General features: G+C 72.9%; 24 protein-coding genes. 13 read left to right on the forward strand and 11 right to left on the reverse strand.

Annotated features, from left to right (window positions below):
- Positions 1-55 precede the first annotated feature (55 nt).
- From QPK52_RS09140 to QPK52_RS09155, 4 genes are all read right to left on the reverse strand, one after another.
- Entirely contained in the window at positions 56-481 is a 426-nt protein-coding gene (locus tag QPK52_RS09140; RefSeq protein WP_410536780.1) for a hypothetical protein, read from the reverse strand.
- 174 nt (positions 482-655) lie between these two features.
- Entirely contained in the window at positions 656-1,867 is a 1,212-nt protein-coding gene (locus tag QPK52_RS09145) for a pyridoxal phosphate-dependent aminotransferase (protein WP_410536782.1), read from the reverse strand.
- 136 nt (positions 1,868-2,003) lie between these two features.
- Positions 2,004-4,097, reverse strand: coding sequence for a thioredoxin domain-containing protein (locus QPK52_RS09150; protein ID WP_410536784.1), 2,094 nt, complete (start codon positions 4,095-4,097; stop codon positions 2,004-2,006).
- Between the two features lie 120 nt (positions 4,098-4,217).
- Positions 4,218-4,715, reverse strand: a complete 498-nt coding sequence (locus QPK52_RS09155) for a MarR family winged helix-turn-helix transcriptional regulator (RefSeq protein ID WP_093661772.1) — start codon at positions 4,713-4,715, stop codon at positions 4,218-4,220.
- A 254-nt stretch (positions 4,716-4,969) separates the two neighbouring features.
- Here QPK52_RS09155 and ilvA point away from each other — a divergent pair, with 254 nt between their 5' ends.
- The 3 genes from ilvA to QPK52_RS09170 all read left to right on the forward strand — a co-directional run bounded on the left by ilvA (position 4,970) and on the right by QPK52_RS09170 (position 8,349).
- A complete protein-coding gene (gene ilvA / locus QPK52_RS09160; protein ID WP_410536786.1) occupies positions 4,970-6,214 on the forward strand; it encodes a threonine ammonia-lyase in 1,245 nt (414 codons plus the stop codon).
- Positions 6,215-6,475: 261 nt separating this feature from the next.
- The gene (locus QPK52_RS09165) at positions 6,476-7,492 is read left to right on the forward strand and encodes an ATP-binding cassette domain-containing protein (protein WP_410536788.1); all 1,017 of its coding nucleotides are present in this window, start codon (positions 6,476-6,478) and stop codon (positions 7,490-7,492) included.
- Positions 7,489-8,349 (forward strand): ABC transporter permease, encoded by an 861-nt coding sequence (locus QPK52_RS09170; protein ID WP_410536790.1) that lies wholly within the window; start codon positions 7,489-7,491, stop codon positions 8,347-8,349. Before QPK52_RS09165 ends, QPK52_RS09170 begins: the two co-directional genes overlap by 4 nt.
- Positions 8,350-8,511: 162 nt before the next feature.
- On the opposite strand, the gene greA is transcribed toward QPK52_RS09170, so the two are convergent.
- Together greA and QPK52_RS09180 are read right to left on the reverse strand one after the other, a co-directional pair.
- The gene (gene greA, locus QPK52_RS09175; protein ID WP_410536792.1) at positions 8,512-9,009 is read right to left on the reverse strand and encodes a transcription elongation factor GreA; all 498 of its coding nucleotides are present in this window, start codon (positions 9,007-9,009) and stop codon (positions 8,512-8,514) included.
- Positions 9,010-9,151: 142 nt separating this feature from the next.
- Complete coding sequence (locus QPK52_RS09180) at positions 9,152-9,577, reverse strand: DUF4307 domain-containing protein (RefSeq protein ID WP_410536794.1); 426 nt, start codon at positions 9,575-9,577, stop codon at positions 9,152-9,154.
- A 98-nt stretch (positions 9,578-9,675) separates the two neighbouring features.
- Here QPK52_RS09180 and mca point away from each other — a divergent pair, with 98 nt between their 5' ends.
- Together mca and QPK52_RS09190 are read left to right on the forward strand one after the other, a co-directional pair.
- Positions 9,676-10,548: a mycothiol conjugate amidase Mca gene (gene mca, locus QPK52_RS09185; protein ID WP_410536796.1), complete on the forward strand. Its 873-nt coding sequence runs from the start codon at positions 9,676-9,678 to the stop codon at positions 10,546-10,548.
- Between the two features lie 4 nt (positions 10,549-10,552).
- On the forward strand, positions 10,553-10,765 hold the full coding sequence (locus tag QPK52_RS09190; protein WP_093661708.1) for a hypothetical protein: 213 nt from the start codon (positions 10,553-10,555) through the stop codon (positions 10,763-10,765).
- 183 nt (positions 10,766-10,948) lie between these two features.
- Here the strand turns inward: QPK52_RS09190 and secD are convergent, their stop codons facing one another.
- The 4 genes from secD to QPK52_RS09210 form a co-directional block, all read right to left on the reverse strand.
- Positions 10,949-13,258 carry a protein translocase subunit SecD gene (secD, locus tag QPK52_RS09195; protein ID WP_410536798.1) on the reverse strand — a complete coding sequence of 770 codons (2,310 nt, stop codon included), beginning with the start codon at positions 13,256-13,258 and terminating at the stop codon, positions 10,949-10,951.
- 63 nt (positions 13,259-13,321) lie between these two features.
- Positions 13,322-13,699 carry a hypothetical protein gene (locus tag QPK52_RS09200; protein ID WP_410536800.1) on the reverse strand — a complete coding sequence of 126 codons (378 nt, stop codon included), beginning with the start codon at positions 13,697-13,699 and terminating at the stop codon, positions 13,322-13,324.
- A 115-nt stretch (positions 13,700-13,814) separates the two neighbouring features.
- Positions 13,815-14,480, reverse strand: a complete 666-nt coding sequence (locus QPK52_RS09205; protein ID WP_410536802.1) for a response regulator — start codon at positions 14,478-14,480, stop codon at positions 13,815-13,817.
- The gene (locus tag QPK52_RS09210) at positions 14,477-15,505 is read right to left on the reverse strand and encodes a HAMP domain-containing sensor histidine kinase (protein WP_410540260.1); all 1,029 of its coding nucleotides are present in this window, start codon (positions 15,503-15,505) and stop codon (positions 14,477-14,479) included. The genes QPK52_RS09205 and QPK52_RS09210 overlap by 4 nt, the downstream gene beginning before the upstream one ends.
- A 341-nt stretch (positions 15,506-15,846) precedes the next feature.
- Here QPK52_RS09210 and QPK52_RS09215 point away from each other — a divergent pair, with 341 nt between their 5' ends.
- Together QPK52_RS09215 and QPK52_RS09220 are read left to right on the forward strand one after the other, a co-directional pair.
- Entirely contained in the window at positions 15,847-16,173 is a 327-nt protein-coding gene (locus QPK52_RS09215) for a TraR/DksA C4-type zinc finger protein (protein WP_410536804.1), read from the forward strand.
- A 96-nt stretch (positions 16,174-16,269) separates the two neighbouring features.
- On the forward strand, positions 16,270-16,665 hold the full coding sequence (locus QPK52_RS09220; protein WP_410536806.1) for a TraR/DksA family transcriptional regulator: 396 nt from the start codon (positions 16,270-16,272) through the stop codon (positions 16,663-16,665).
- Between the two features lie 91 nt (positions 16,666-16,756).
- Here the strand turns inward: QPK52_RS09220 and QPK52_RS09225 are convergent, their stop codons facing one another.
- Complete coding sequence (locus QPK52_RS09225; protein WP_410536807.1) at positions 16,757-17,947, reverse strand: cystathionine gamma-synthase; 1,191 nt, start codon at positions 17,945-17,947, stop codon at positions 16,757-16,759.
- Between the two features lie 38 nt (positions 17,948-17,985).
- Between QPK52_RS09225 and QPK52_RS09230 the strand changes: the two genes are divergently transcribed.
- From QPK52_RS09230 to QPK52_RS09255, 6 genes are all read left to right on the forward strand, one after another.
- Positions 17,986-19,188, forward strand: coding sequence for a hypothetical protein (locus QPK52_RS09230; RefSeq protein ID WP_410536809.1), 1,203 nt, complete (start codon positions 17,986-17,988; stop codon positions 19,186-19,188).
- Positions 19,189-19,286: 98 nt separating this feature from the next.
- A complete protein-coding gene (msrA, locus tag QPK52_RS09235) occupies positions 19,287-19,994 on the forward strand; it encodes a peptide-methionine (S)-S-oxide reductase MsrA (RefSeq protein ID WP_410536811.1) in 708 nt (235 codons plus the stop codon).
- Positions 19,995-20,242: 248 nt separating this feature from the next.
- Positions 20,243-20,836, forward strand: coding sequence for a DUF4291 domain-containing protein (locus tag QPK52_RS09240; protein ID WP_410536812.1), 594 nt, complete (start codon positions 20,243-20,245; stop codon positions 20,834-20,836).
- Between the two features lie 313 nt (positions 20,837-21,149).
- A complete protein-coding gene (locus tag QPK52_RS09245) occupies positions 21,150-22,013 on the forward strand; it encodes a DUF5707 domain-containing protein (protein WP_410536814.1) in 864 nt (287 codons plus the stop codon).
- Positions 22,014-22,470: 457 nt separating this feature from the next.
- The gene (locus tag QPK52_RS09250) at positions 22,471-23,007 is read left to right on the forward strand and encodes a replication initiator (RefSeq protein WP_410540261.1); all 537 of its coding nucleotides are present in this window, start codon (positions 22,471-22,473) and stop codon (positions 23,005-23,007) included.
- 50 nt (positions 23,008-23,057) lie between these two features.
- Positions 23,058-23,501 (forward strand): hypothetical protein, encoded by a 444-nt coding sequence (locus QPK52_RS09255; RefSeq protein ID WP_410536815.1) that lies wholly within the window; start codon positions 23,058-23,060, stop codon positions 23,499-23,501.
- Positions 23,502-23,849 lie beyond the last annotated feature (348 nt).

A 23,849-nucleotide genomic window follows, 5' to 3' on the forward strand; every position in this document is an offset into this window, starting at 1 on the left:
TCCTCCGGGCGGCGCCGGCACGGCGGGCCTGCGGGTCTCGCCGTACCGGCGCCGGTCAGCCGACCTCGGCCAGGCCGAGCGCCCTGGCGTGGGCCTCCATCCGCTCGGCGGCCAGCTCGGCGGCCGCCGAGTCCGAGCGGGAGGTGGCCACGACGAGGGCCTGCCCGGCGAGCGTGTGGGCCCGCTGGTGGAGGGCCGCGACGCGGGAGGCGCCGGCCCCGGCGGCGGACGGCTCGGCCCGCAGCGGGGCACGCCCTCCGCACAACCGGGTGACCTGGGCGTCGAGCCGCTGCGCGGCGTCGTCCAGCTCCGCGTCCGGAGTGTGGACACGGAGTTCGTCGGTCACGGTCAGCAGCGCGGTCAGATGACCGGCGAGCCTGTTGTCCAGCTCCTCCTCACGGGAGCGGCGCGGGAGGAGTCCCTCGGTCCTGGCCGGATCGGCCATGGTGTGGACCGACGGCGTGCGAATCGGTTCGTACATGGGATGGCCTCCTGGCTGATGCAGGAGTCCATCTTAACTTGGACTCTGTCTAAAGTTGTCGCGGGTGCAGAAGGTTTCCCGGCTTCTTCCCCGCTCCCGCCAGGCCTTTTCCAGCCGTCCGGACTCCGGTCGCTCCGCACCGCCCACCGGGCGCGGGCGGCTCCTCAGCGTGTCTCAGTGCTGGCCGTAGCCGTCCAGGAACTTCCCGATCCGCCGCACCGCGTCCGCCAGGTCCTGCGCGGGAGGCAGCGTGACGATGCGGAAGTGGTCCGGCTCGGGCCAGTTGAAGCCCGTGCCGTGGACGACCATGATCTTCTCCGCCCGCAGCAGGTCGAGGACCATCTGCCGGTCGTCCTTGATCTTGTAGACCTGGGGGTCCAGCCGCGGGAAGAGGTACAGCGCTCCCCTGGGCTTCACACACGTCACACCCGGGATGGACGTCAGCAGGTCGTACGCGGTGTCGCGCTGCTCCAGCAGCCGCCCGCCCGGCAGCACCAGATCGTTGATCGACTGGCGTCCGCCCAGCGCGGTGGCCACCGCGTACTGGGACGGCATGTTGGCGCACAGCCGCATGTTGGCCAGGATCGTCAGGCCCTCGATGTAGCTGGCGGCGTGCGTCTTCGGCCCGCAGACGGCCATCCAGCCGCAGCGGTACCCGGCCACCCGGTAGGACTTGGACAGCCCGTTGAAGGTGACGGTCAGCAGGTCGGGCGCGATGGCGGCGGTGGGGGTGTGGGTGGCGCCGTCGTAGAGGATCTTGTCGTAGATCTCGTCGGAGTAGACGATCAGGCCGTGGCGGCGGGCGATGTCCGTCAGGCCGCGCAGCACCTCTTCGCCGTAGACGGCGCCGGTGGGGTTGTTGGGGTTGATGATGACGATCGCCTTGGTGCGGTCGGTCACCTTGCGTTCGATGTCGGCGAGGTCCGGCATCCAGTCGGACTGCTCGTCGCAGCGGTAGTGCACGGCGGTGCCGCCCGACAGCGAGACCGAGGCCGTCCACAGCGGGTAGTCCGGCGCCGGCACCAGCACCTCGTCGCCGTCGTCCAGCAGCGCCTGCATCGACATCTGGATCAGCTCGGAGACGCCGTTGCCGATGTAGACGTCCTCGACGTCCAGCTCGATGCCCTTGGTCTGGTAGTACTGCATCACCGCGCGCCGGGCCGCCAGCAGCCCCTTGGCGTCGCCGTAGCCGTGCGCCGACCCGACGTTGCGCAGCATGTCCTCGAGGATCTCCGGCGGGCACTCGAAGCCGAAGGGCGCGGGATTGCCGGTGTTGAGCTTGAGGATGCGGTGACCCGCCGCCTCCAGCCGCATGGCCTCCTCGAGAACCGGACCCCGGATCTCGTAGCAGACATTGGCGAGTTTCGTCGACTGGATCACCTGCATGACGGCCACTGTACGGACACCTCCGGCGAGGCGCTCCGTGTTTTTCCCCACGTGGACGCCGTACGGGTGACGCCACGGGCGGCGTACGGACCGCCGCGGGAGGGCGTACGGACCGCCGCGGGGGTGCCGCCCGCCCTCACGCCCCGGCGGACGCTCCCACCGTCCGCGCCAGCCGCTCCGGGTCGGCGGTGGGGGCGTCGCACGCGAAGTGCCGGCAGACGTACGCGGCCGGGCGGCCGTCCAGCAGCGGCCGGCCGCGCAGCAGCGCGGGCGTGTCCGCGTCCGCGCCGCCTCCACCGTCCGCGCCCCCGGCGCCGTCCGCCGCCGGCTCGCCGACGGCCACCACCGCGCCGGGCGCGGTGGCCAGCAGTGCGGTGCGGTGCAGCACGGCGGTGGCAGGGTCGCCGGCCGGGCCGACCACCGCGATCTCGCGCGGTCCGTCCAGCGCCGCCTCGGCCGCGGCCAGCCCCCAGCCGATGAAGCGCGGTACGCGCGGGGCCAGCGCCGTCACGACGCCCAGCGCCCGCTCGGCCGCCTCGCGGTGGCGGGAGGAGCCGGTGTGGGCGGCGTACGACAGCAGGGCCGCGGCGGCTGCCGTCCAGCCGGAGGGCGCGGCGTTGTCGGTGGGGTCCTGGGGGCGGCGGATGAGCCGCTCGGCGTCGTCGGCGGTGTCGTACAGGGTGCCGTCGGCGGCGGTGAAGCGCCTCAGCACGGTGTCCAGCAGGGTGCCCGCCAGCTCCAGCCAGCAGCTCTCGCCGGTCACCGAGTACAGGGCGAGGAAGCCCTCGGCCACGTCGCCGTAGTCCTCCAGCACCCCGGCGCCGGAACCCGCGGCGCCGTCGCGGGAGGTGCGCGCCAGGCGCCCGCCCGTATCGAGGTGGACGGCGACCAGCAGGTCGGCGGCGGCGGTGGCCGCCTCCACGAGGTCGGGACGGTCGAAGTAGGCGCCGGTCTCGGCGAGCGCGGCGATCGCCAGCCCGTTCCAGGCGGCGACGGCCTTGTCGTCCCGCTCCGGGCGCGGGCGCCGGGAGCGGGCGGCCAGCAGCCTGCTCCGTACGGATTCGATCCGCCCGGCGTCCGCGGGGCCGTCGGCGTCCGGGAGCCGGAGGACGGAGGCCCCCTCCTCGAAGGTGCCCTCCTCGGTCACCCCGAAGTGGGCGGCGGCCAGTTCGGCGTCCTCCTCCCCGAGGACCCCGCGCAGCTCGGCGGGCGTCCACACGTAGTACGCGCCCTCCCTGTGCCGCCCGGTGCCGTCGTCGCTGTCGGCGTCCAGCGCGGAGGCGAAGGCCCCCTGGGGGGTGCGCAGTTCGCGGACCATGAAGTCGGCCGTCTCCAGTGCGACCCGCCGCGCCCGCTCGCTGCCTGTGGCGCGCCACAGATGCGCGTACACCCTGCACAGCAGGGCGTTGTCGTACAGCATCTTCTCGAAGTGGGGCACGATCCAGGCGGCGTCCACCGAGTAGCGGGCGAACCCGCCGCCGAGCTGGTCGTAGATGCCGCCGCGGGCCATCGCCTCGCAGGTCGCCTCCGCCATCTGCAGCGCGCCCTCGGAACCGGTGCGGGCGTGGTGGCGCAGCAGGAACTCCAGCACCATCGACGGCGGGAACTTCGGCGCGCCGCCGAAGCCGCCGTGCCGCGCGTCGAACTCGCGGGTCAGTCCGAGCAGCGCCGCGCCCAGTTCCTCCGGCCGGGGCGGGTGCGGGGCGTCCCCGCCGTCGCCGTAGCCGATGCTCCGCCCCGCCAGGTCCCCCACGATCCGCCCGGCCACCTCGGCGACCTCCTCGCGCCGGTCGGTCCAGGCGGCGCGCACCCCCTCCAGCACCTGGCGGAAGGAGGGCAGCCCGTGCCGGGGCTCGGGCGGGAAGTAGGTGCCGAAGTAGAACGGCTCGCCGTCCGGCGTCAGGAAGACGGTCATGGGCCAGCCGCCCTGGCCGGTGGCGGCCTGGACGGCCTCCATGTAGACGGCGTCGACGTCCGGGCGCTCCTCGCGGTCGACCTTGACGGACACGTAGTGGGCGTTGAGGTACTCGGCGGTGGCCCGGTCCTCGAAGGACTCGTGCGCCATCACGTGGCACCAGTGGCACGAGCTGTAGCCGACGCTGAGCAGCACCGGGACGTCGCGCCGCCGCGCCTCCTCGAACGCCTCCGGCGACCAGGGCCACCAGTCGACGGGGTTGTCCGCGTGCTGGAGGAGATAGGGGGAAGTCTCGGCGGCGAGTCGGTTGGCCATGTCCCCATCCTGCCTCCTGTGTGCCCGGGAGGGGCAAACGCCGCGTCGCAGCCGCGTCGCGGCCGCAGCGCGGAGGCCCGCCCCCGGACGCCTTCCGGGGGCGGGCGGGGGCGGACGGCGTCAGGAACCCTCCGCCTGGAAGTCGGAGAGGGCCTGGTTGAAGCGGGTGAGCAGTTCGCAGAAGACCGTCCGCTCCTCCTCGCTCCAGTCCCGCGTCAGCAGTTCCATCAGCTCGCGCCGCGAGGCGCGCACCTGTTCCAGCCGCGAGACGCCGCGCGGGGAGAGCTGGAGGACCACGGCGCGGCCGTCGTCGGGGTGGGAGGTGCGTTTGACCAGGCCGGACTCCACCAGCGGGGCCACCTGGCGGGTCACGGTCGAGGAGTCGATCCCCATGCCCGCGGCGAGCGCCTTGACGCCCGTGGGCCCGTCCCTGTCCAGCCGGTTGAGCAGCAGGTAGGCGGCGCGGTCCATGGAGTTGCGGGCCTGTCCGACGCCGCCGAGCCGGGTCTGCTCCGCGCGGCGCGCGAAGAGGGCCACCTGGTGCTGCAGGGTGTCGAGAAGGGGTGCGGAGCCGGTCCGGTCCTGGTCGGGGTCCGGGCGGCCTGCTGTGGGGGGCATGCTGGCCTGCACGCTCTCTTCGCTCGTTTCGTCGTGGGGGTGGGCGGTCGTCATGTCCGGGTGCGTGGGCATGGCCGGTTGCTCGCTTCTTCGTGAATACGGGGTACGACGGGCTGAGGGTGTGCCACAGAGTACGCGCCCCGGGTCCGCCCCGTACCGGCACCGTACGAATGAGCGGCTCCCGCCGCGGGACACCGCGGGACCCGGCCAGGTCCCCGCGAGCCGCCCGCGAGCCGGGCTGCCAGACTGGCTGCATGGTCGCCAGCACTGTCCAGCACGCCGGCCGCGACGAAGCGCCGGCGCTCACCCTCGACGACGTACGCGCCGCCCAGAAGACGCTCTCCGGGGTGGCCCGGACGACCGCGCTGGAGGGCAGCCGCCACCTCGGCGAGCTGGTCGGCTCGCCCGTCCACCTCAAGTGCGAGAACCTCCAGCGCACCGGGTCGTTCAAGGTCCGCGGCGCGTACGTGCGGATAGCCGGGATGTCCGCCGGGGAGCGCGCCCGCGGGGTCGTGGCGGCCTCCGCGGGCAACCACGCGCAGGGCGTCGCCCTGGCCGCGTCCCTGCTGGGGGTCCGCTCGACGGTCTTCATGCCGGTGGGCGCGGCGCTGCCGAAGGTGGCGGCGACCCGCGACTACGGCGCCCGGGTGCGGCTGCACGGGCAGGTGGTGGACGAGACGCTGCGGGCGGCGCAGGAGTACGCGGCCGAGACCGGTGCGGTCTTCATCCACCCCTTCGACCATCCCGACATCGTCGCCGGCCAGGGCACGGTGGGGCTGGAGATCCTGGAGCAGTGCCCGGAGGTCCGCACGGTCGTCGTCGGCATCGGCGGCGGCGGGCTGGCGGCGGGGCTGGCGCTGGCGGTGAAGTCGCTGCGGCCGGACGTGCGCGTGGTCGGGGTGCAGGCCGAGGGGGCCGCGGCGTACCCGCCCTCGCTGGCCGCCGGGCACCCGGTGACCTTGGAGGCGGTCTCGACGATGGCCGACGGGATCATGGTCGGGCGGCCCGGTGACGTGCCGTTCGGGATCATCGCCGAGATGGTCGACGAGGTCCGTACGGTGAGCGAGGACGCGCTCTCCAGTGCGCTGCTGCTCTGCCTGGAGCGGGCCAAGCTCGTCGTCGAGCCGGCCGGCGCCAGTCCGGTGGCGGCGCTGCTGTCGGCTCCGGAGACCTTCGAGGGGCCGGTGGTGGCCGTGCTCTCCGGCGGCAACGTCGATCCCCTGGTGCTGCAGCGCACGCTGCGGCACGGCATGGCGGCGGCGGGCCGCTACCTGTCGCTGCGGCTGCGGCTGACCGACCGCCCGGGAGCGCTGGCGGCGCTCCTGGCGGAGCTGTCGGTGGCGGACGCCAACGTCCTGGACATCAGCCATGTGCGGACCGATCCCCGGCTCGGGCTGACGGAGGTGGAGGTGGATCTGCACCTGGAGACCAAGGGCCCGCAGCACTGTGCCGAGGTGAAGGCGTCGCTGGTCAGAGCCGGCTACACGGTGACGGGCTGAGGCGCGGGGCCGGCCGCGCGGGGCGGCGCGGAACGGGCCGCCGCCTCCCGGGAGCGGACATGCCGGGCGACACGCCCACGGAACACACCATAAATCGCTTGAAGCGATATATCGCGTTGCCGCATAGTGCTGACCCGCACCACGCCCGCGGCGCACCCGCCCGCACCGTCGCATTCGGCGCGGAACGGCTCCGCACCTCGCGCCGCCCGTCCTCTCCGGATTCATCGAATCCTCCGACCCCCACACCCATGGGAGACCTCCATGCCAGGTGCCATCCACGCCGAAGGGCTGGTCAAGACCTTCGGCGACGTCAGGGCTCTGGACGGTGTCGACCTCGACGTCCCCGAAGGCACCGTGCTGGGCCTGCTCGGACCCAACGGCGCCGGTAAGACCACCACCGTACGAGTGCTGACCACCCTGCTGCGGCCCGACAGCGGCCGCGCGGTCGTGGCGGGCATCGACGTGCTCGAGCATCCCCAGGAAGTGCGCCGCTCCATCGGCCTGTCCGGGCAGTTCGCCGCCGTCGACGAGTATCTGACCGGCCGTGAGAACCTCCAGATGGTCGGCCGCCTCTACCAGATGTCCGCACGCGACGCCAAGCGGCGGGCCGCCGAGCTGCTGGAGCGGTTCAACCTCGCCGACGCCGCCGACCGGACCGCCAAGACGTACTCCGGCGGCATGCGCCGCCGCCTCGACCTCGCCGCCGCGCTGGTCGTCAGCCCGCCCGTGATGTTCATGGACGAGCCGACCACCGGCCTGGACCCGCGCAACCGCCAGGCGCTGTGGGAGGTCATCGAGGAGCTGGTCGCCGGCGGCACCACGCTGCTGCTGACCACCCAGTACCTGGAGGAGGCCGACCGCCTCGCCCACGACATCGCCGTGGTCGACCACGGCCGCGTCATCGCCCGCGGCACCTCCGACGAGCTCAAGGCCCGCATCGGCGGCGAGCGCATCGAGGTCGTCGTGCACGAGCGCGACGGCATCCGCATCGCCGAGGAGGTCCTGCGGGGCCTGGGCCGGGGCGCGGTCGCGCTGGAGGAGCACACCCGCAGGCTGACCGTCCCGGTCGTCGGCGGCGCCAAGCTCCTGGCCGAGGCCATCCGGGAGCTGGACGCCCGCGGCGTGGAGATCGACGACGTCGGCCTGCGCCGCCCGACCCTCGACGACGTGTTCATCTCGCTGACCGGCCACGCGGCCGAGGAGGCCGGGGCCGGCGGGAACGGCGCGGGCGACCGGGCCGACGCGCAGGCCGCGGACCGGAAGGAGACCGCCAAGTGAGCACCGACACCGGTTCCGCGCCCGCCACCCGCGCGCCCCGCGCGGGCGGCGGCATCGGGCAGTCCGTGACGGACTCGCTGACCATCGCCAAGCGCAACCTGCTGCGGATGATGCGCATCCCGGAGATGGTGGTCTTCGGCCTCATCCAGCCGGTCATGTTCGTGGTGCTGTTCAGCTACGTCTTCGGCGGCTCGATCAGCGTCCCCGGCGCCGGTGTGGACGCCGGCGCCTACCGCGAGTTCCTCATGGCGGGCATCTTCGCCCAGACCGTCACCTTCGCCACGGCCGGCGCGGGCGCGGGCATCGCCGAGGACATGCACAAGGGCCTCATCGACCGCTTCCGCTCCCTGCCGATGGCGCGCGGCGCGGTCCTGACCGGCCGCACCCTCGCCGACCTCGTCCAGACCGCGCTGACCCTGGTGGTGCTGGCCGTCGTGGCGACGATCGTCGGCTGGCGGGCCCACGAGGGCGTCCTCAAGGCGCTGGCGGGCTTCGGCCTGCTGCTCCTGCTGGGTTACGCCTTCACCTGGATCGGCGCGCTGATCGGCCTGTCGGTGCGCACCCCGGAGGCGGCGACCTCCGGCGGGCTGATCTGGCTGTTCCCGCTGACCTTCATCTCGATCGCCTTCGTGCCCTCGGAGAACATGCCGTCGTTCCTCCAGCACGTCGCCGAGTGGAACCCGTTCAGCGCGACCGTGCTGGCGGCCCGCGAGCTGTTCGGCAACCTCCCGCCCGGCTACCAGGCGCCCGACGCCTGGCCCATGCAGCACCCGGTACTGGCCTCGCTGCTGTGGTCGGCGCTGATCATCGCGTTCTTCCGCACCCTGGCGGTGCGCAAGTACCGCTCGGCGGCCTGACCGCCCGGCCCGCGCGCCCGGCCCGTTCCCGGGCACGCCGGGAGCACGGCGAAACGGCCCCCGGCCGCCACGGAAGGCTTCCGTGGCGGCCGGGGGCCGCGCGTCGTCCGGAGCGGGACGGGGCGGGGCCGTCCCGGCCGCCGCGCCGCCGTCCCGCGGGGCTCAGCCCCGGTACGGCTTGGCCTCCAGGACCCGCACCGAGGCCGTCTTGCCGTTGGGCAGCTCGTACTCGGCGTCGTCGCCGACCTTCTTGCCGTTCACACCCCGGCCCAGCGGGGACTGCGGGGAGTAGGTCTCGATGTCCGAGCTCGCGTACTCGCGGGAGGCGAGGAGGAAGGTGATCGTGTCGTCCTCGTCACCGTCGAAGGCGACGGTGACCACCATGCCGGGCTCGACCACGCCGTCGTCCGCCGGAGCCTCGCCGACCTTGGCGTTCTCCAGCAGCTGGGTGAGCTGACGTACCCGCAGCTCCTGCTTGCCCTGCTCCTCCTTGGCCGCGTGGTAGCCGCCGTTCTCGCGGAGGTCGCCTTCCTCGCGGGCCGCCTCGATCTTCTTGGCGATCTCGATGCGGGCAGGACCCGACAGGTACTCCAGCTCGGCCTTGAGCTGGTCGTACGCCTCCTGGGTGAGCCAGGTGACGTTGTCGCTGGTCTGGGTCACAGGTGCTCCTCGTAGGTACTCTCGGGATATAAAGCAACGCCCTACCCGAAGGGTGCGCCTTCATGGGTGGGCGAAACCACGAGCCTAACAATTCCGCCGGAAAAGGGAAGAAGGTTAAACCTTCAGGGCTCGGGGAAGATCGTCAGTTTCCGCCGGCCGCCGTACAGCCGACCAGCTGGGCGCTGGTGGCCCGCTTGGTGGTGCGTACGGTGACGACCTCGTCGATGCGGCTCTGCGGCCCGTCGAAGGTGAAGTCGGCGCGGCCCACGTCCCCGCCGTCCTCCGCGAGGGTGTTGACGGTGCACACGCCGGTGACGCCCTCGTCCTTGCGGACCTCCAGGTGAACGGCCACCTCGCGGTCCGAGACGATCTCGAACTTGATCAGCTCGCCGCTGACCTTCGTCCCGGCGACGTAGGACACCCCGAACCAGGCGATCAGCGCCAGGAACACCGCGCCCAGCACCGCGCCGACCGCCATCAGGCGGCGGTCCGAGCGCGCGTCCCCGGAACGCCCGTAGCGCCCCTGGGGCAGTCCCGGGCGCGTGGGGTCGGCCGAACTCGTCGCCATGTCCTGTCGGTCCTGTCAGTCCTGTCGGGAATACAAGCGGATACCGCTTCGGTCACTATAGAAGCCGTCTCCCATGACCATGTAACGAGGATCGAGCCTTGACTGAACAGCTCAGACTGATGGCCGTGCACGCGCACCCCGACGACGAGTCGAGCAAGGGCGCGGCGACCATGGCGAAGTACGTGTCCGAGGGGGTGGACGTGCTGGTCGTGACCTGCACGGGCGGGGAACGCGGCTCCATCCTCAATCCCAAGCTCCAGGGCGACGCCTACATCGAGGAGCACATCCACGAGGTGCGGGCCAGGGAGATGGCCGAGGCCCGCGAGATCCTGGGCGTGAAGCAGGAGTGGCTGGGCTTCGTCGACTCCGGTCTGCCCGAGGGCGACCCGCTGCCGCCGCTGCCGGAGGGCTGCTTCGCGCTCCAGGACGTGGAGGAGGCCGCCGAGCGGCTGGTGCGCAGCATCCGCGCCTTCCGGCCGCATGTGGTCACCACCTACGACGAGAACGGCGGCTACCCGCACCCGGACCACATCATGACCCACCGGATCACGATGGTGGCCTTCGACGCCGCGGGCGACGCCGACCGCTACCCGGACGCGGGCGAGCCCTGGCAGCCCCTGAAGCTCTACTACAACCAGGGCTTCAACCGCCCCCGCACCCTCGCCCTGCACGAGGCGATGCTGGAGCGCGGCCTGGAGTCCCCCTACGGGGAGTGGCTCAAGCGGTGGGAGGAGTTCCAGCGTCCCGAGCGCACGCTGACCACCTATGTGCCCTGCGCGGACTTCTTCGAGGTCCGGGACAAGGCGCTGATCGCCCACGCCACCCAGATCGACCCCGACGGCGGCTGGTTCAAGGTCCCGATGGAGCTCCAGAAGGAGGTCTGGCCGACGGAGGAGTACGAGCTGGCCAAGTCCCTGGTGGACACGTCCCTCCCCGAGGACGACCTCTTCGCGGGCATCCGCGACAATTGATGCCATGAGCCCGACCACTCTCGCCCTCACCCAGGCCCCCGGCCTCGCCGACCTCGCCAAGGAGTTCGACGAGACCAAGGTGACGCCCGGCATCCTCGGCTTCCTCGTCTTCGCGGCGCTGGGGCTGGCCGTCTGGATGCTGATGAAGTCGCTGAACCGCCACATAGGGAAGGTCGACTTCGAGGAGTCGTCCGCCCCGGACACCGGGCGGTCCTGACCCCGTCCGGCACCGCCCCGTACAGACCCCGCACACCGGCCCGGCCGCGCGGCCGGGTACCGCACACGCGACGCACACCGCGCACAGGCCGGAGCGCCGCCGCACACCCCTCGGGTGTGCGGCGGCGCTCCGGTGTGCCCCGGCGGGCCGTGGCGCCGCGCCCGGACCCGCCGCCCGGGTCCGTCAGACCTGTGCGCCGCTGTCGCCCCGCTCGCGCCCGTCCCGCGTCCCGGAGCGTCCCGGCGCCGACGACCGGGACCGCGCCGGCCTCGGCGGCGGCGCGCTGCTGCGCGCCTCCAGCTCGATGGCCAGGGGCGTCGCGGTGAACACCGAGGACCAGGTGCCCACGACGATGCCGATCAGCAGCGCGACGGCGAAGTCGGTCAGGGTGTCGCCGCCGAGCAGGGCCAGCGCGGCCAGGATGAACAGCGCGCCCATGCCGGTGTTCACGGTGCGGGGCACGGTCTGGAGGACCGCGGCGTTGGCGACCCCTGCGAAGGGCTCCTTGCGCCGGGCCGTCCACAGCTCGCGCACCCGGTCGAAGACCACCACCGAGTCGTTGACCGAGTAGCCGATCACGGTGAGCAGGGCGGCCAGGAACACCCCGTCGACCGGCTTGCCGAGCCAGGCGAAGATCCCGACGAGGATCAGCACGTCGTGGACCATCGCCAGCACCGCGCCCACCGAGAAGGTCCAGCGGAAGCGGATCGCCAGGTAGAGCATCTGGGCGGCCAGCGCGATGCCGAGGGCGATCAGGGCGCCCCTGCGCAGCTCGTCCCCGAGGCTGGGGCCGATCAGCTCGTCGCGGATCTTCTCCGTCTCCCCTCCCAGCTCCTCGATCGTCTCGGCCACCTCGGCCGCCTCGGCGTTGGACAGCTCGTCGGTGCGCACCGTGAGGTCGCCGTCCCCCGAGGTCTGGACGACGGCGCGGGGGAAGCCCGCGTCCGCCAGCGCCGAGCGCGCCTGCTCCGGGTCGACGGGGGAGGCGGTGGAGTACTCGATCAGCCGCCCGCCGGTGAACTCCACCCCGAAGTCCAGCCCGCGGGCCACGATGCCCGAGCCCGCCAGGACGACGGCGGCCAGCGAGACCGCCAGCCAGCGCCGCCGCCGGCGCATCAGGTCCGGCTCGCGGCGGTTGATCCACTCCCGCACCCGGCCCACGCCCGCGATGCCGGTGAGCCCCGGCCGTCTGCGCAGCGCGTCGCGGGAGACGGCGAACTCGGTGAGCACCCGGGTGATCAGCAGGGCGCTGACCATGGAGGCGAGCACACCGATGGACAGGGTCACGCCGAAGCCGCGCACCGGTCCGGAGGCGAAGAAGAACAGCAGCCCGGCGGCCAGCAGCGTGGTGACGTTGGAGTCGGCGATGGCGCTGAGGGCGTTGCGGAAGCCCTCCGTCAGGGCCCTGAGCAGGTTCTTGCCGCGGCGGGCGGCGTACTCCTCGCGGGCGCGTTCGAAGACCAGCACGTTGGCGTCCACGGCCATGCCGATCGCCAGCACGAAACCGGCCAGTCCCGGCAGGGTGAGGGTGGCGCCGAGCGCGACCAGCGCGGCGTAGGAGATGAGCCCGTAGCAGGCCAGGGCCACGGCGGCGAGTGCGCCCAGCAGACGGTAGACGGCGATGATGAACAACGCGGTCAGCGCGGTGCCGATGACCGCGGCCCGGGCGCTGGCCTCGATGGCCTCCTGGCCCAGGGTCGGGCCGACGGTGCGCTGCTCGATGATCTCCACCGGCACCGGCAGGGCGCCGCCGTCGATGAGCAGGGCCAGCTCCTTGGCCTCCTCCTGGGAGAAGTTGCCGGTGATCTGGGTGGAGCCGCCGGTGATGCCCCGCTCGCAGGCGACCGAGGGATCGACCTGCGGCGCGGAGATGATCTCCTCGTCCAGGACGATCGCCACCCGCCGCCTGGGGTCGCCGGGCGGGGCGCAGGCGGCCTGGCCGGTCAGTTCGGCCCAGGCCGCCTCGCCGCCGCCGCGCAGGTCGACGGTGACGTACCAGCCGCCGCCGGTCTGCTGGTCGATGGCGGCCTCGGCGTCCTCCACCCCCTCGCCGGTCAGCTCGGCGGGCCCCAGGCGCAGCCGCTGGCCGGAGGTGTCGGGCAGGACGCGTTCGCCCTCCTCGGCCTCCTCCCCCTCGGCGGCGGCGCCGAGGACGGGGTGGAAGGTGAGCTGCGCGGTGCGGCCGAGGACGTCGGCGGCCTCGCGCGGGTCCTGCAGGCCGGGAAGTTCGACGATGATCCGGTTGTCGCCGGACCGGGTGATGTTCGGTTCCGCGACGCCGAGCGCGTCGACGCGGCGGCGCAGCACCTCCAGGGTGCGGTCGGTGGCCTCGCGGTCGGCCTCGGTGGTGGGCGAGTCGCGGGTCTCCAGCACGATCTGGGTGCCGCCGCGCAGATCGAGGCCGAGCCGCGGGGAGGAGGTCACCGCGGCGTAGACGGACAGGGCGATCACGGCGAGGGCGAGGAGCGCCCGCACCAGGGTGGCGCGTTTCAAGGTATGCCTCCAGCAGGGCGCCGCGGCCGGGTGCCGGCCGCGGCGGTGGGACGACGGGAAACGTCAACTGCCCGGCGAAGGCGGCGGCGCCCGGCCCTGATGGCGTGCGGTGTACGGGGGACGGCCGGCGGTGTGCGGCGGGGGCGCGGGCGGGCGTATGCCCGCGGTGGGCCGAGCGGGGCGGGCCCGGACCGGCAGGGCGGCCCCCGCGGGGTGCGGGGCGTGCCGCTCGGCCGCGGTGTCCCGGTGCAGCAGGGGCGTGCGGTCGCACTCGGCCGCGCAGGGCCCGTCGGCGGTCTGCGTGCCCGCGGCGCCCGGCGCGGCGGGCGGGGCGGGGGTGAGTGCGGAGGCGGTGGGCGCCAGGGCGCCCAGCAGGAGGGCCGCCACCGCCAGCAGGGCCCGGACCGGCGCGGCGCGGAGCACGGCGGACCGCTGGTCCATGCCGCCTCCTCCTCCGCCGTCCTCGGCCGCCCTGCGGCGGCACCCTCCGGTGCCGCCGGCGCCGCCGGTGCCCGCCCGCATCCTCCCGCATCCCCGGCCGGGCGCGGAACCGGGATCAGGGCTCGATCAGCCCCGCGCGGATCGCGTAGCGGGTCAGCTCCAGGCGGTCGCGCAGCCCGAGCTTGTGCAGCATGTTCGCACGGTGCCTCTCCACCGTCTTGACGCTGATGACCAGTGTCTCGGCGATCTCCTTCGAGGAGTGGCCCTCGGCGACCAGTTTGAGAACCTCCTCCTCCCGCGCGGTGAGCACCCGTTCGGGGACGTCCCCGCCCTGCCGGACGCGGTCGAGGTAGCTGCGGATCAGCGCGGTGACCGCACCCGGGTAGAGGAACGGCTCGCCGCGCACCGCCGCCCGGCACGCCTCCACCAGATCCCGGTCGGCCACCGACTTCAGCACGTATCCCGAGGCCCCGGCCTTGAGCGCCTCGAAGAGGTACTGCTCGTTGTCGTACATCGACAGGATCAGGATGCGCAGGCCGGGATGGCGGGCGGACAGCTCCCGGGCCGCCTGCAGACCGGTCATACGGGGCATGGCGACGTCGAGGACGGCCAGGTCGACGGGGTGCTCGCGGGCCGCGGCGACGGCCTCGGCACCGTCGCCGGCCTCGGCGACGACGCTCAGGTCCGGTTCGCCGTCGAGGATGAGCCGCACCCCGCGGCGCACCAGTGCGTGGTCGTCGGCGAGCAGAATGCGGGTGACGGCGGGCTCGGGCGCGTTCACGCGGCCGCCTCCTCTCCGGTCGTGTCCGTGCCGCCGGCCGTGTCCGTGCCGCCGGCCGGCGGTGCCGCGCACGGGTGCCCGCCGTCCACGGGCACCGCCAGGCGTACCCGGGTGCCGCCCTCCGGCGCCGGGCCGATGTCCAGGTCCGCGCCGACGAGCAGCGCGCGCTCCCGCATGCCGCGGATCCCGGCGCCCTCCCGGGCGGAGCCGATGCCCCGGCCGTCGTCGCGCACGCTCAGCACCACGCCGCCGGCGGCGCGCCGCAGCCGCAGCTCGACGCTGTCGGCGCCGGCGTGGCGGGCGACGTTGGTCAGGCTCTCCTGGGCCACGCGGTACAGGACCAGCTCCCGCTCGCCGTCCAGCGGCGGCAGCCCGCCGTCGAAGCGGCGGCGCACCGTCAGCCCGGTGTGGGTGGAGTAGTCGACGGCCAGCGCGGTGAGGGCGCTGACCAGGCCGAGGTCCTCCAGCACGCCGGGGCGCAGCCTGCGCGCCAGCCGCCGCACCTCGTCCAGGCTGCCGCGGGTGGTCTCCTGGGCGTGCTGGAGCTCGGAGCGCAGCTCCTCGTCCGGGGTGCGGTCGGCCGCCCGCTTCAGTTCCAGCAGCACGGCCGTCATGCTCTGGCCGACCTCGTCGTGGAGCTCCTGGGCGATACGGCGGCGCTCGGCCTCCTGCGCGGACAGCACCCGGGCGCTGCTGGCGGCCCGCTCGGCCTCCAGCCGGTCGAGCATGTCGTTGAAGGTGCGGATCAGATCGGCCACCCCGCCGTGCCCGGCCACCGGCAGCCGGTGGCCGGGCCTGAGCAGGTCGACCTCGGTCATCAGCCGGGTCAGCCGCTCCAGCGGCGCCAGGCCGACGCGCAGCAGGGCGGCGTTGGCCACCAGCATCACGGCCAGGCCGGTGACCAGGACGACGGCCTCGGTGAGCAGCACCGGCACCGAGACGGTCACCGGCGCCCACAGCAGCAGTGCCGTGGCCGCACCGAGCACCAGGGCGTTGAGCCCGAAGATCCGCCAGAACAGGGACACGGCGTGCACTTCCTCCTCGATCACCTGCGTCCCCACCACTATCCGCCACCGGCGCGGTCCGGCCGGCCTCGCCCGGCCCTCCCCGCCAGCCTGCCGCGGCGGAGGCGGCGCGGTCGATCGGTGGCACGGGCCATCCCTTCCGGGTCCGGCCCCTCTCCCCCATCCGGTGCGTGCAGCCCTCCCCCACCCCGGAATGGGTGATGCCACCGATGGACCGCGCGCGGCGCGCCGTCCATGGTGGGGAGCGCAGGGGCGCGTGGCCCCTCTTCGGGGACGGGCCGCGCGCCCTCCCGTATGCCATCGGTCTCCCTCACCCTCAGCACGGAAGGAACACGACCGCGATGACGATCGACGCGGGCCGCTCCGCGGACCCTCCCGAACGCCTCCGGGCGCACGACGTGCGCCTGCGCCTGGAACACGAGCGCGAATCCCGCCTCTCCCAGCTCGACGCCGCCGAGGAGGCCGCGGACCAGGCGTCCGCGGACCTGCTGGCCGTCCGGACGGACGCCGTCCGCCGGGTGCTGGGGGAGATCGACCTGGCGTTCGCCCGGCTGGAGAACGGCACCTACGGAGTCTGCGAGGGCTGCGGCAGCGCCATCCCAGCCGAGCGGCTGGAGATCCTGCCGTACGCGAGCCGCTGCGTCGGCTGCCAGCAGCGCACCACCTGACGGCATGGGGGGCGCCGGGGGCGCGGACACCGTACGCCCGCGCCCCCGTGATACCCGCCCCCGCGTACCACCCGCGCCCGCAGAGGACATGACGCATTGAACGACCAGGCCGCCGGCGTCCACGACGCCGCCCTCACCCAACGGGAACTGGCCGCGCTGCGCGAGGACCTGGAGGAGCAGCGCCGCTTCCGCCTCGACCAGTTGCGGGAGTTCGGCCGCCACCGGCCCGTCTCCCCCTCCGCTCCCCGGCAGGGACCCGCCCGGGCCGAGACGGCGCGTGCCGAAACGGCGCGTGCCGAGGTCGACGCCCGGCTCGCGGAGTCCGCCCGGATGGTCCTGGCGGATGTGGAGGCCGCCCTGGAACGGATGGACCGGGGCGGCTACGGACGCTGCCTGCTGTGCTCCCGCCCCATCCCCGCGCGGATGCTGGAGATCGTCCCGCAGACCCGGTACTGCGCGCACTGCCGGCGGACCGGAGAGACGCGGCGGTGACACCAGGGGCCGCCGCCCCTCCGCCTCCCGTGCAAGACGGCGGGGACCGCGGCCCCCGCCGCGATCCCCGCCGAGTTCGGTCCGGCCCGGTTCAGCCGAGCGCCTGCGCCAGATCCGCCACCAGATCGTCGGCCGCCTCGATGCCGACCGACAGGCGCACCAGATCCGAGGGCACCTCCAGCGCCGAGCCCGCCGCCGAGGCGTGCGTCATCCGGCCCGGGTGCTCGATCAGGGACTCCACGCCGCCCAGCGACTCCCCGAGCGTGAACAGCTCCGTCCGGTTGCACACCTCGACCGCCGCCTCCTCGCCCCCGGCGACCCGGAAGGAGACCATGCCGCCGAAGTCGCGCATCTGTTTGGCCGCCACCTCGTGCCCGGGGTGCGTCTCCAGCCCCGGGTAGTACACCTGGGCGACCCTGGGGTGGGAGACGAGCAGTTCGACGACCCGCGCGGCGTTGGCGCAGTGCCGGTCCATGCGCACCGCCAGCGTCTTGACACCGCGCATCACCAGCCAGGAGTCGAACGGCCCCGCGATGGCCCCCATCGCGTTCTGGTGGAAGGCCAGTTCGTCGCCCAGCCCGGAGTCGGCGGTGATCAGCGCACCGCCGACCACGTCGGAGTGGCCGCCCATGTACTTGGTCGTGGAGTGCACCACCACGTCCGCGCCGAGCTCCAGCGGCTGCTGGAGGTAGGGGCTGGCGAAGGTGTTGTCCACCACCAGGCGGGCGCCCCCCGTACGGGCCACGTCGGCCAGCGCCGCGATGTCGGCGATGCCCAGCAGCGGGTTGGACGGCGTCTCCACCCACACCGCCTTCGTGCGCGGGCGCAGCGCGGCGCGTACGGCCGCCGGATCGGAGGAGTCCGCCACGTCCCACTCCACGCCCCACCGCTCGGCGACCTTCGCGAAGAGCCGGAAGGTGCCGCCGTAGGCGTCGTTCGGGATGACGACGTGGTCACCGGGGGTGAGCAGGGTCCTCAGCAGGCAGTCCTCGGCGGCCAGTCCGGAGGCGAAGGCCAGCCCGCGCCGACCGCCCTCCAGCGCGGCGAGGTTCTCCTCCAGGGCGCTGCGGGTCGGGTTGCCGCTGCGGCTGTACTCGTAACCGCCGCGCAGGCCCCCCACCCCGTCCTGTTTGAACGTGGAGACCTGATGGATCGGCGGCACCACCGCCCCGGTCGCGGCGTCGGGCTCCTGCCCGGCGTGGATGGCGAGGGTCTCGAAGTGCTGCGCCGGGGTCCGCGCGGTGTTCCGCGCCTCGTCCCGTGCTGCGTGCTCGTCACTCATGGCCACGAGCCTAGTACCGCTGGCCGTACGGTGGAGGCATGGAAGCCCTGCTGTTCCTCATCGCCATCGCCGCCGTCGTCGGGTTGCTCATCGTGCCCGCGGTCCGCCGCCGCCGGGAGCTGAACGGCTCCGGTGGCTCTCCCGGGGTCCGGGCCGCCGGCGATCCGGACCGCTACGGCCTCGTACCGCCGGAACGGCTCGACGTGAGGCTGCCGGGCCCCGACCCGGAGCTGGTCGAGGCGCTGGAGGAGACCCAGCGGACCCAGGACTGGCAGCCCGTCGCCCGGCTGCTCGCCCTGACCGGCGACGACTGGGAGCTGCGCTGGCAGCGCGTGCAGTCGCTGGCGGGCGCCGCGGCCGTGGAGCTGGCGCGCTCGCGCACCACCCCCGCGCCCCCCGAGGCTCCGGCGGGCCCGGCCCCCTCGGCGGACCGGCCCCCCTCCCTCACCAAGGAGCAGCCGGCCCCCGCGCCCGCCCCGGACGCGCGCTGGCTGCGGAACTGGCGCACCGCCTCCCCGCGCGACGTCGGCTGCGCACAGGTGTACGCGCAGTTCCTGGTCTGGCAGGCGCTGGGCGACACCGGCCCGGCCGACCGGCGGATCATCCTGGAGGAGGCCCGCGAGATCGCCCGCGAGGCGATCCGGCTCGCCCCGGCCGACCCCACCGCGTACATCACCGACCTGTTCGCCGCCCGCGCCCTGGGCGTGCGCCGGCCCGAGTTCGAGGAGCGGTGGGAGGAGGTGCGCAGGCGCGCGCCGCACCACATGGGCGCGCACCTGGTGGCGCTGCCGTACTGGTCCGCCAAGGGCCACGGCTCCAAGGAGGACGCCTACGCCTTCGCGCAGCGCGCCGCGGGCGAGGCCCCCGAGGGCAGCCTGCTGCCGGCCCTGCCGCTCTTCGCGGTCTACGACCACCTGCCGGAGGCCAACATGGTGCGCGGCCTCTACCGGAGCGCGGTGGTGGAGCAGGCGATCGAGGGCGCGCGGTACGCCCTGCACCACGCCCCCGCCGGCCACCCCGTCGCCCCGCACGTGCGCCATCTGCTGCTGTGCTTCCTGGTGCGCGCCGAGCGGTACGCGGAGGCCCTGGAACAGGTGCGGGCCGTCGATGGTTATGTCGGTGCGCTGCCCTGGGTCGACGGCGGCGACCCGGCGGCGGAGTACGCGGCGTACCGCGCCCTGGCGGTCGCCGGCTACGAGAGCCTGGGCGGCGACGCCGCGCACACCCCGCCGGCGCACTGAGAGACGTACGGCGGCGTACGGCGGACGACACACGCCGTACGCCGCCCGAGGCGGCACCGGGCCCACCGGGCCCGCCGAGGCCACGAGGAGAGTTGAGCATGCTGTTCGGCCACTTCAAGAAGTCCCTCCCGACGGCGGAGGAGGCCCTCAAGGGCCGCCCGGAGCGCCCCTACACCGTCCCCGGGACCCACACCGTCCTGGGCAACCCCCTGCTGGGCCCCTACCCGGAGGGGCTGGAGACCGCCGACTTCGGCCTGGGCTGCTTCTGGGGAGCGGAGCGGAAGTTCTGGCAGACCGAAGGGGTGTGGACCACCCTGGCGGGCTACCAGGGCGGCCACACCGAGAACCCGACGTACGAGGAGGTCTGCTCGGGCCTGACCGGCCACACCGAGGTCGTCCGCGTCGTCTTCGACCCCTCGAAGGTCACCTACGAGGAGCTGCTGCGGGTCTTCTGGGAGTCCCACGACCCCACCCAGGGCTTCCGCCAGGGCAACGACGTGGGCACCCAGTACCGCTCGGCGGTCTACACGCACTCCCCGGAGCAGGAGGCCGCGGCGAAGGCGTCGCGCGACTCCTACCAGGCCGTCCTGACCTCCTCCGGCTACGGCGAGATCACCACGGAGATCCTCCCCGCCGGCCCCTTCTACCCTGCCGAGGCCTACCACCAGCAGTACCTCGACAAGAACCCCGGCGGCTACTGCGGCATCGGCGGCACGGGCGTCAAGCTGGATGCCCCGTCCGAGACGAACTGGGGCCGCTCCTGCCCCACCGGTATCGCCCCGGCTCCGGAAGTGTCGGAGAAGTAGCCGGTCCGCCGACCCGGGGCTGGTGCCCGACCGGCCATGGCATCGATCGCCACCCGCTCGGTGCCACGGCCGGGTCGGCTCGCCTGAGCGGCCGAGCTGCCTGTGCGTGGCACCAGCCGCAAAAGCACTGGTCGTAGAGATTACGACGCATCTGACTGGCATCGCACCCGCCGAGGCCGGAGACGCCGGTTCTGCCGCATCCGAAAATCAATGGCTTACAGGAACCGATCGGCCTCACCCTGGACGCCATGGAAGAACCGCAGCACAGGATCCGCGCGCTCCACACGGTATCCACGGTCACCGTCTACCAGGCATACCCCCCGGAGATCGGCGTGCCTGCGGTTCGTCAGGGCCGTTTCCCCACTGCGTGGAAGCGGGACCGGATGACGTGGGTCAAGCCGTCGTTCCTATGGATGATGTACCGCTCCGGCTGGGGTACGAAGACGGGGCAGGAGACCGTTCTTGCTGTCGAGGTCACTCGCGACGGCTTCGAGTGGGCGCTGCGCCACGCATGCCTGTCGAGTTACGTACGTGGACTGCACTCCGACCGCAGCGCCTGGCAACGCCAGTTGAAACGTGCCCCGACCCGCGTCCAGTGGGATCCCGAGCGCGATCTGCGTCTCCAGCCGCTGCCCCACCGCTCGCTGCAACTCGGGCTCTCAGGCGAGGCCGTACGACGATACGCAGACGAGTGGACGGTCTCCATCAGCGATGTGACTCCGCTCGCCCACGAGATCCACACACTCGTCAGCAGCGGCGACCCGGACTCCGCGGCTCGACTGCTGCCCAAGGAGCGGACATACCCCGTCAGTGATGAACTGATGACCCACCTGCGTTCGTGACCGGGCACGCTCGCCGGACAAACGGCTGCCGCCCATGGATCACATGGCAGCACACAACCGCGGGCACAGGCGTCTCCTGGCCGGTGGGCGTCGTGCCTGCCGGGGAGTGGGCGGCGCCTCGGCGGTCCCGCGCGGAACGCGCCGTGAAGGCCGGGCGAGGAACGGCGGTGACAATTCCTCACCCTCCGTACAACCATTTGCCGACACCGATGATCTATTACACGAGTCAGAAGACTCCATGGTCATCTGGGCCCGGTGCGACCATGAGCCGTTGGAAGTCGGCGCACGGGCCCCTCTCCACTTTGGGGAACGTATGCGTATTCGCGCCACTGTGGCCGTCGTCTCCGGCGCCCTGGCCCTTTCCGTCTTCGTCGCGCCCGCCGCGCAGTCCGACTCTCGCGGCGCCGCTGACCTGGACAAGCCGAGCGCCGCCGAGCGCTTCGGCGTCTCCTCCGCCAAGTCGGCTTTCAGCGCCGCCGCCGCGGCCGACGAGCCCGTCGTGTCCAAGGTGACGGTCAACTCTGGCAAGAGCGTCGTCGTCGGCACCACGTACGCCAAGACGTTCACGGTGTCGCTGACCGCCAGCCACGCCTCGGGTATCGAGGACGCCTACATCGACCTCTGGCACGGTACCGACGTCGAGACCGACATCGATGGCCTGCTGTGGCCGAACGAGGAGACCGCCACCTGCAGCGCCTCCAGCGCCACCACCTCCACCTGCAAGCTCACCATCACGGCCGAGCCGGGCACGGATCTGTACATGAACGCGCTGGCCGGCACCTGGCATGTCACCGCCGGTGTGCTCGCGGGCGACGGCACCGTCTTCTGGAACGACTACTTCACGACCCACAAGGTCCAGCGCGCAGCCAGGCTGACCGCCAACGCCTCGCCCGAGCCGGTGAAGAAGGGCAAGACGATCACGGTCACGGGCAAGCTGTCCCGCGCCAACTGGCAGACCTTCAAGTACGCGGGTTACACCAACCAGTCCGTCAAGCTCCAGTTCCGCAAGAAGGGCACCGACACCTACACCACGCTCAAGACCATCAAGTCGAACTCCACGGGCGATCTGAAGACCACCGTCACCGCCTCCACCGACGGCTACTTCCGCTACTCCTTCGCGGGCACCTCGACCACCCCGGCGATCAACGCCGCGGGTGACTTCGTCGACGTGCAGTAATCGCCGCCGGACAGTGCGCCGCCGATCCCGGATTCGCTTCGGGGTCGGCGGCGTTCGTCGTCCTACGGGGTCACACAGCCCTCTCCGCCTTCCCCCGCCGACCGCGCCCATCGGAAACGACGCCGAAGCACGGTAACCGCGCTGAGCAGGTACGTGGTCGAGCGCGGCCATCAGCGCGGGGGGCCCAGCCCGCCCTTCGCGCCGGACCATCAGCAGTTCCCCGAGACCTCGCGGACAGAGTCGGCAGATCCGGCGCGTGGAAAGGACGGCGGACATCGCGTCGAGGCCCGCTCCACGCCGTGACAAGAACGGCTACTGCGGCACGGGCGTCAAGCTGGATGCCCCGTCCGAGACGAACCGGGGCCGCTCCTGCCCCACCGGCACCGCACCGGTCGACGGCTGATCCGGCCCCGACGGCCTGCGCACCGCCCCGGTCTCCCCGCACGTGCGTACCCTCATGGCGACCTGCTGGCGCCTGCCCGGGCTGGAACCGCTGCGGCTGCGCGCCTGGGCCGGCGCCCTCGGCCACCGGGGCCACGTCCTGACCAAGTCCCGTGCGTACCCCACCACTTACGCGGCCCTGCGCGCCTACCGTGCCGAGTACGAGCGGGCCGCTCGGGGTGCGGAACCGTCCCCGGCCCGGACACGGTCACCGATGCCCACCGGCGCCACGTCGGCTCCGGCCGCTCCCCCGGCGCCGCGCCCATCGCCGCGGGCACCGCCGAAGACCTGGCAGCCGACAGAGAAGCTGCCCGGGATGCTCTGGGACCCACCTCTGGGGGCGCTTTTGGCGCCTGAGGAACTGAGAGAGCGGGTGGCCGTGTCCCGTGCCCGGCAGGGGCTTCCGCCCGTCATCGAGGACCTGGCGGTGATGGAGCGCGTGGCGCGAGTCCTCACCCTAGTGAGGCCTGGGACTCGCTCCCGTGCCGCGGTCCCTGCTCGGGGAACTTCACGGGCCGGTAGTCTCCCAGCGTTGGAGGGTGGGCGGAAGTAAGGGGGCGCGGGTCCGTGAGACGCTGGTCTCCCTGGAAAGTGGGATGCTCCGTGCTGGCCGCGGTGGCGGCGCTGCCCCTGGTGTTCCTGGCGGTCTTCGCTCTCCTGGTGGCATTCGACCCGGAGCAGGTGCCCCTGGGGAAGGCCGATGTCGTCGGTTCCTGGCGCGGCGATGACGGCCGGGGACGGGTCGACTTCCACGCTGATGGCCGGTTCGAGATGTCCGGTATCCCCCGTAGTGCCATCGACTCCGGCTTCAACGAAGCTCCGCCCGGGAGAGGGCCGCTTTCCGGAGAAGGCACCTGGGAGTTCGCGTACGACGAGCCCAGCACCGGTATCCATCTCCGCATCGAAGCCGGCGGTTCGTTCTCCGACCCCGAGATCGCTTCGCTCGAGTCGATCGAGGAGGACGGGAGAACGAGGATGTACTTCTCGGTCAACGTGGACAAGATGTACGGCTACGAGATCCGGCGTGTGAGCAAACAGCCGCAGTGATCCGCTCACGCGCCGGTCCCGTGCCGCTTTCCCAGGCGATCCAGTCGAAGACGAACCGGTCCGGGTCCCAGCGCTTGCGCGGGTTGGCGGGGGCCACCTCGATGGCCCGTACGGTCGCTGTGACGATCGCGCGGCGCTGGGAGTCGTTCATCTTCTCCCATCACTCCCGCATGTCCTCGTAGCCGCCCACGAACTCCAGCAGAACGGCCGCCCTCGACGTCTTCGACAGCTTCGCGCGGTTGCGCTCCAACCGCTCCTCGACCGACTGGCGCGCGATCATCCACTCCTTGCGGCTGACCTTGCGGTTGCCGAAGTCCCGGGCAAGCTCCTCCGACTCCTCCTCGCCGG

Origin of the sequence: Streptomyces sp. KL2 (genome assembly GCF_046529545.1) — a bacterium.
Lineage (GTDB): Bacteria > Actinomycetota > Actinomycetes > Streptomycetales > Streptomycetaceae > Streptomyces > Streptomyces radiopugnans.

Bases quoted from the DNA above. Each gene is read 5' to 3' on its own strand.
- QPK52_RS09250 (WP_410540261.1), top strand. From the start codon at position 22,471: ATGGCGACCTGCTGGCGCCTGCCCGGGCTGGAACCGCTGCGGCTGCGC.
- QPK52_RS09140 (WP_410536780.1), bottom strand. From the start codon at position 481: ATGTACGAACCGATTCGCACGCCGTCGGTCCACACCATGGCCGATCCG.
- QPK52_RS09245 (WP_410536814.1), top strand. From the start codon at position 21,150: ATGCGTATTCGCGCCACTGTGGCCGTCGTCTCCGGCGCCCTGGCCCTT.
- QPK52_RS09240 (WP_410536812.1), top strand. From the start codon at position 20,243: ATGGAAGAACCGCAGCACAGGATCCGCGCGCTCCACACGGTATCCACG.
- QPK52_RS09180 (WP_410536794.1), bottom strand. From the start codon at position 9,577: ATGGCGACGAGTTCGGCCGACCCCACGCGCCCGGGACTGCCCCAGGGG.
- ilvA (WP_410536786.1), top strand. From the start codon at position 4,970: ATGGTCGCCAGCACTGTCCAGCACGCCGGCCGCGACGAAGCGCCGGCG.
- QPK52_RS09200 (WP_410536800.1), bottom strand. From the start codon at position 13,699: ATGGACCAGCGGTCCGCCGTGCTCCGCGCCGCGCCGGTCCGGGCCCTG.
- QPK52_RS09190 (WP_093661708.1), top strand. From the start codon at position 10,553: ATGAGCCCGACCACTCTCGCCCTCACCCAGGCCCCCGGCCTCGCCGAC.
- QPK52_RS09230 (WP_410536809.1), top strand. From the start codon at position 17,986: ATGGAAGCCCTGCTGTTCCTCATCGCCATCGCCGCCGTCGTCGGGTTG.
- QPK52_RS09145 (WP_410536782.1), bottom strand. From the start codon at position 1,867: ATGCAGGTGATCCAGTCGACGAAACTCGCCAATGTCTGCTACGAGATC.
- msrA (WP_410536811.1), top strand. From the start codon at position 19,287: ATGCTGTTCGGCCACTTCAAGAAGTCCCTCCCGACGGCGGAGGAGGCC.
- QPK52_RS09150 (WP_410536784.1), bottom strand. From the start codon at position 4,097: ATGGCCAACCGACTCGCCGCCGAGACTTCCCCCTATCTCCTCCAGCAC.
- QPK52_RS09155 (WP_093661772.1), bottom strand. From the start codon at position 4,715: ATGCCCCCCACAGCAGGCCGCCCGGACCCCGACCAGGACCGGACCGGC.
- QPK52_RS09215 (WP_410536804.1), top strand. From the start codon at position 15,847: ATGACGATCGACGCGGGCCGCTCCGCGGACCCTCCCGAACGCCTCCGG.
- QPK52_RS09165 (WP_410536788.1), top strand. From the start codon at position 6,476: ATGCCAGGTGCCATCCACGCCGAAGGGCTGGTCAAGACCTTCGGCGAC.
- QPK52_RS09225 (WP_410536807.1), bottom strand. From the start codon at position 17,947: ATGAGTGACGAGCACGCAGCACGGGACGAGGCGCGGAACACCGCGCGG.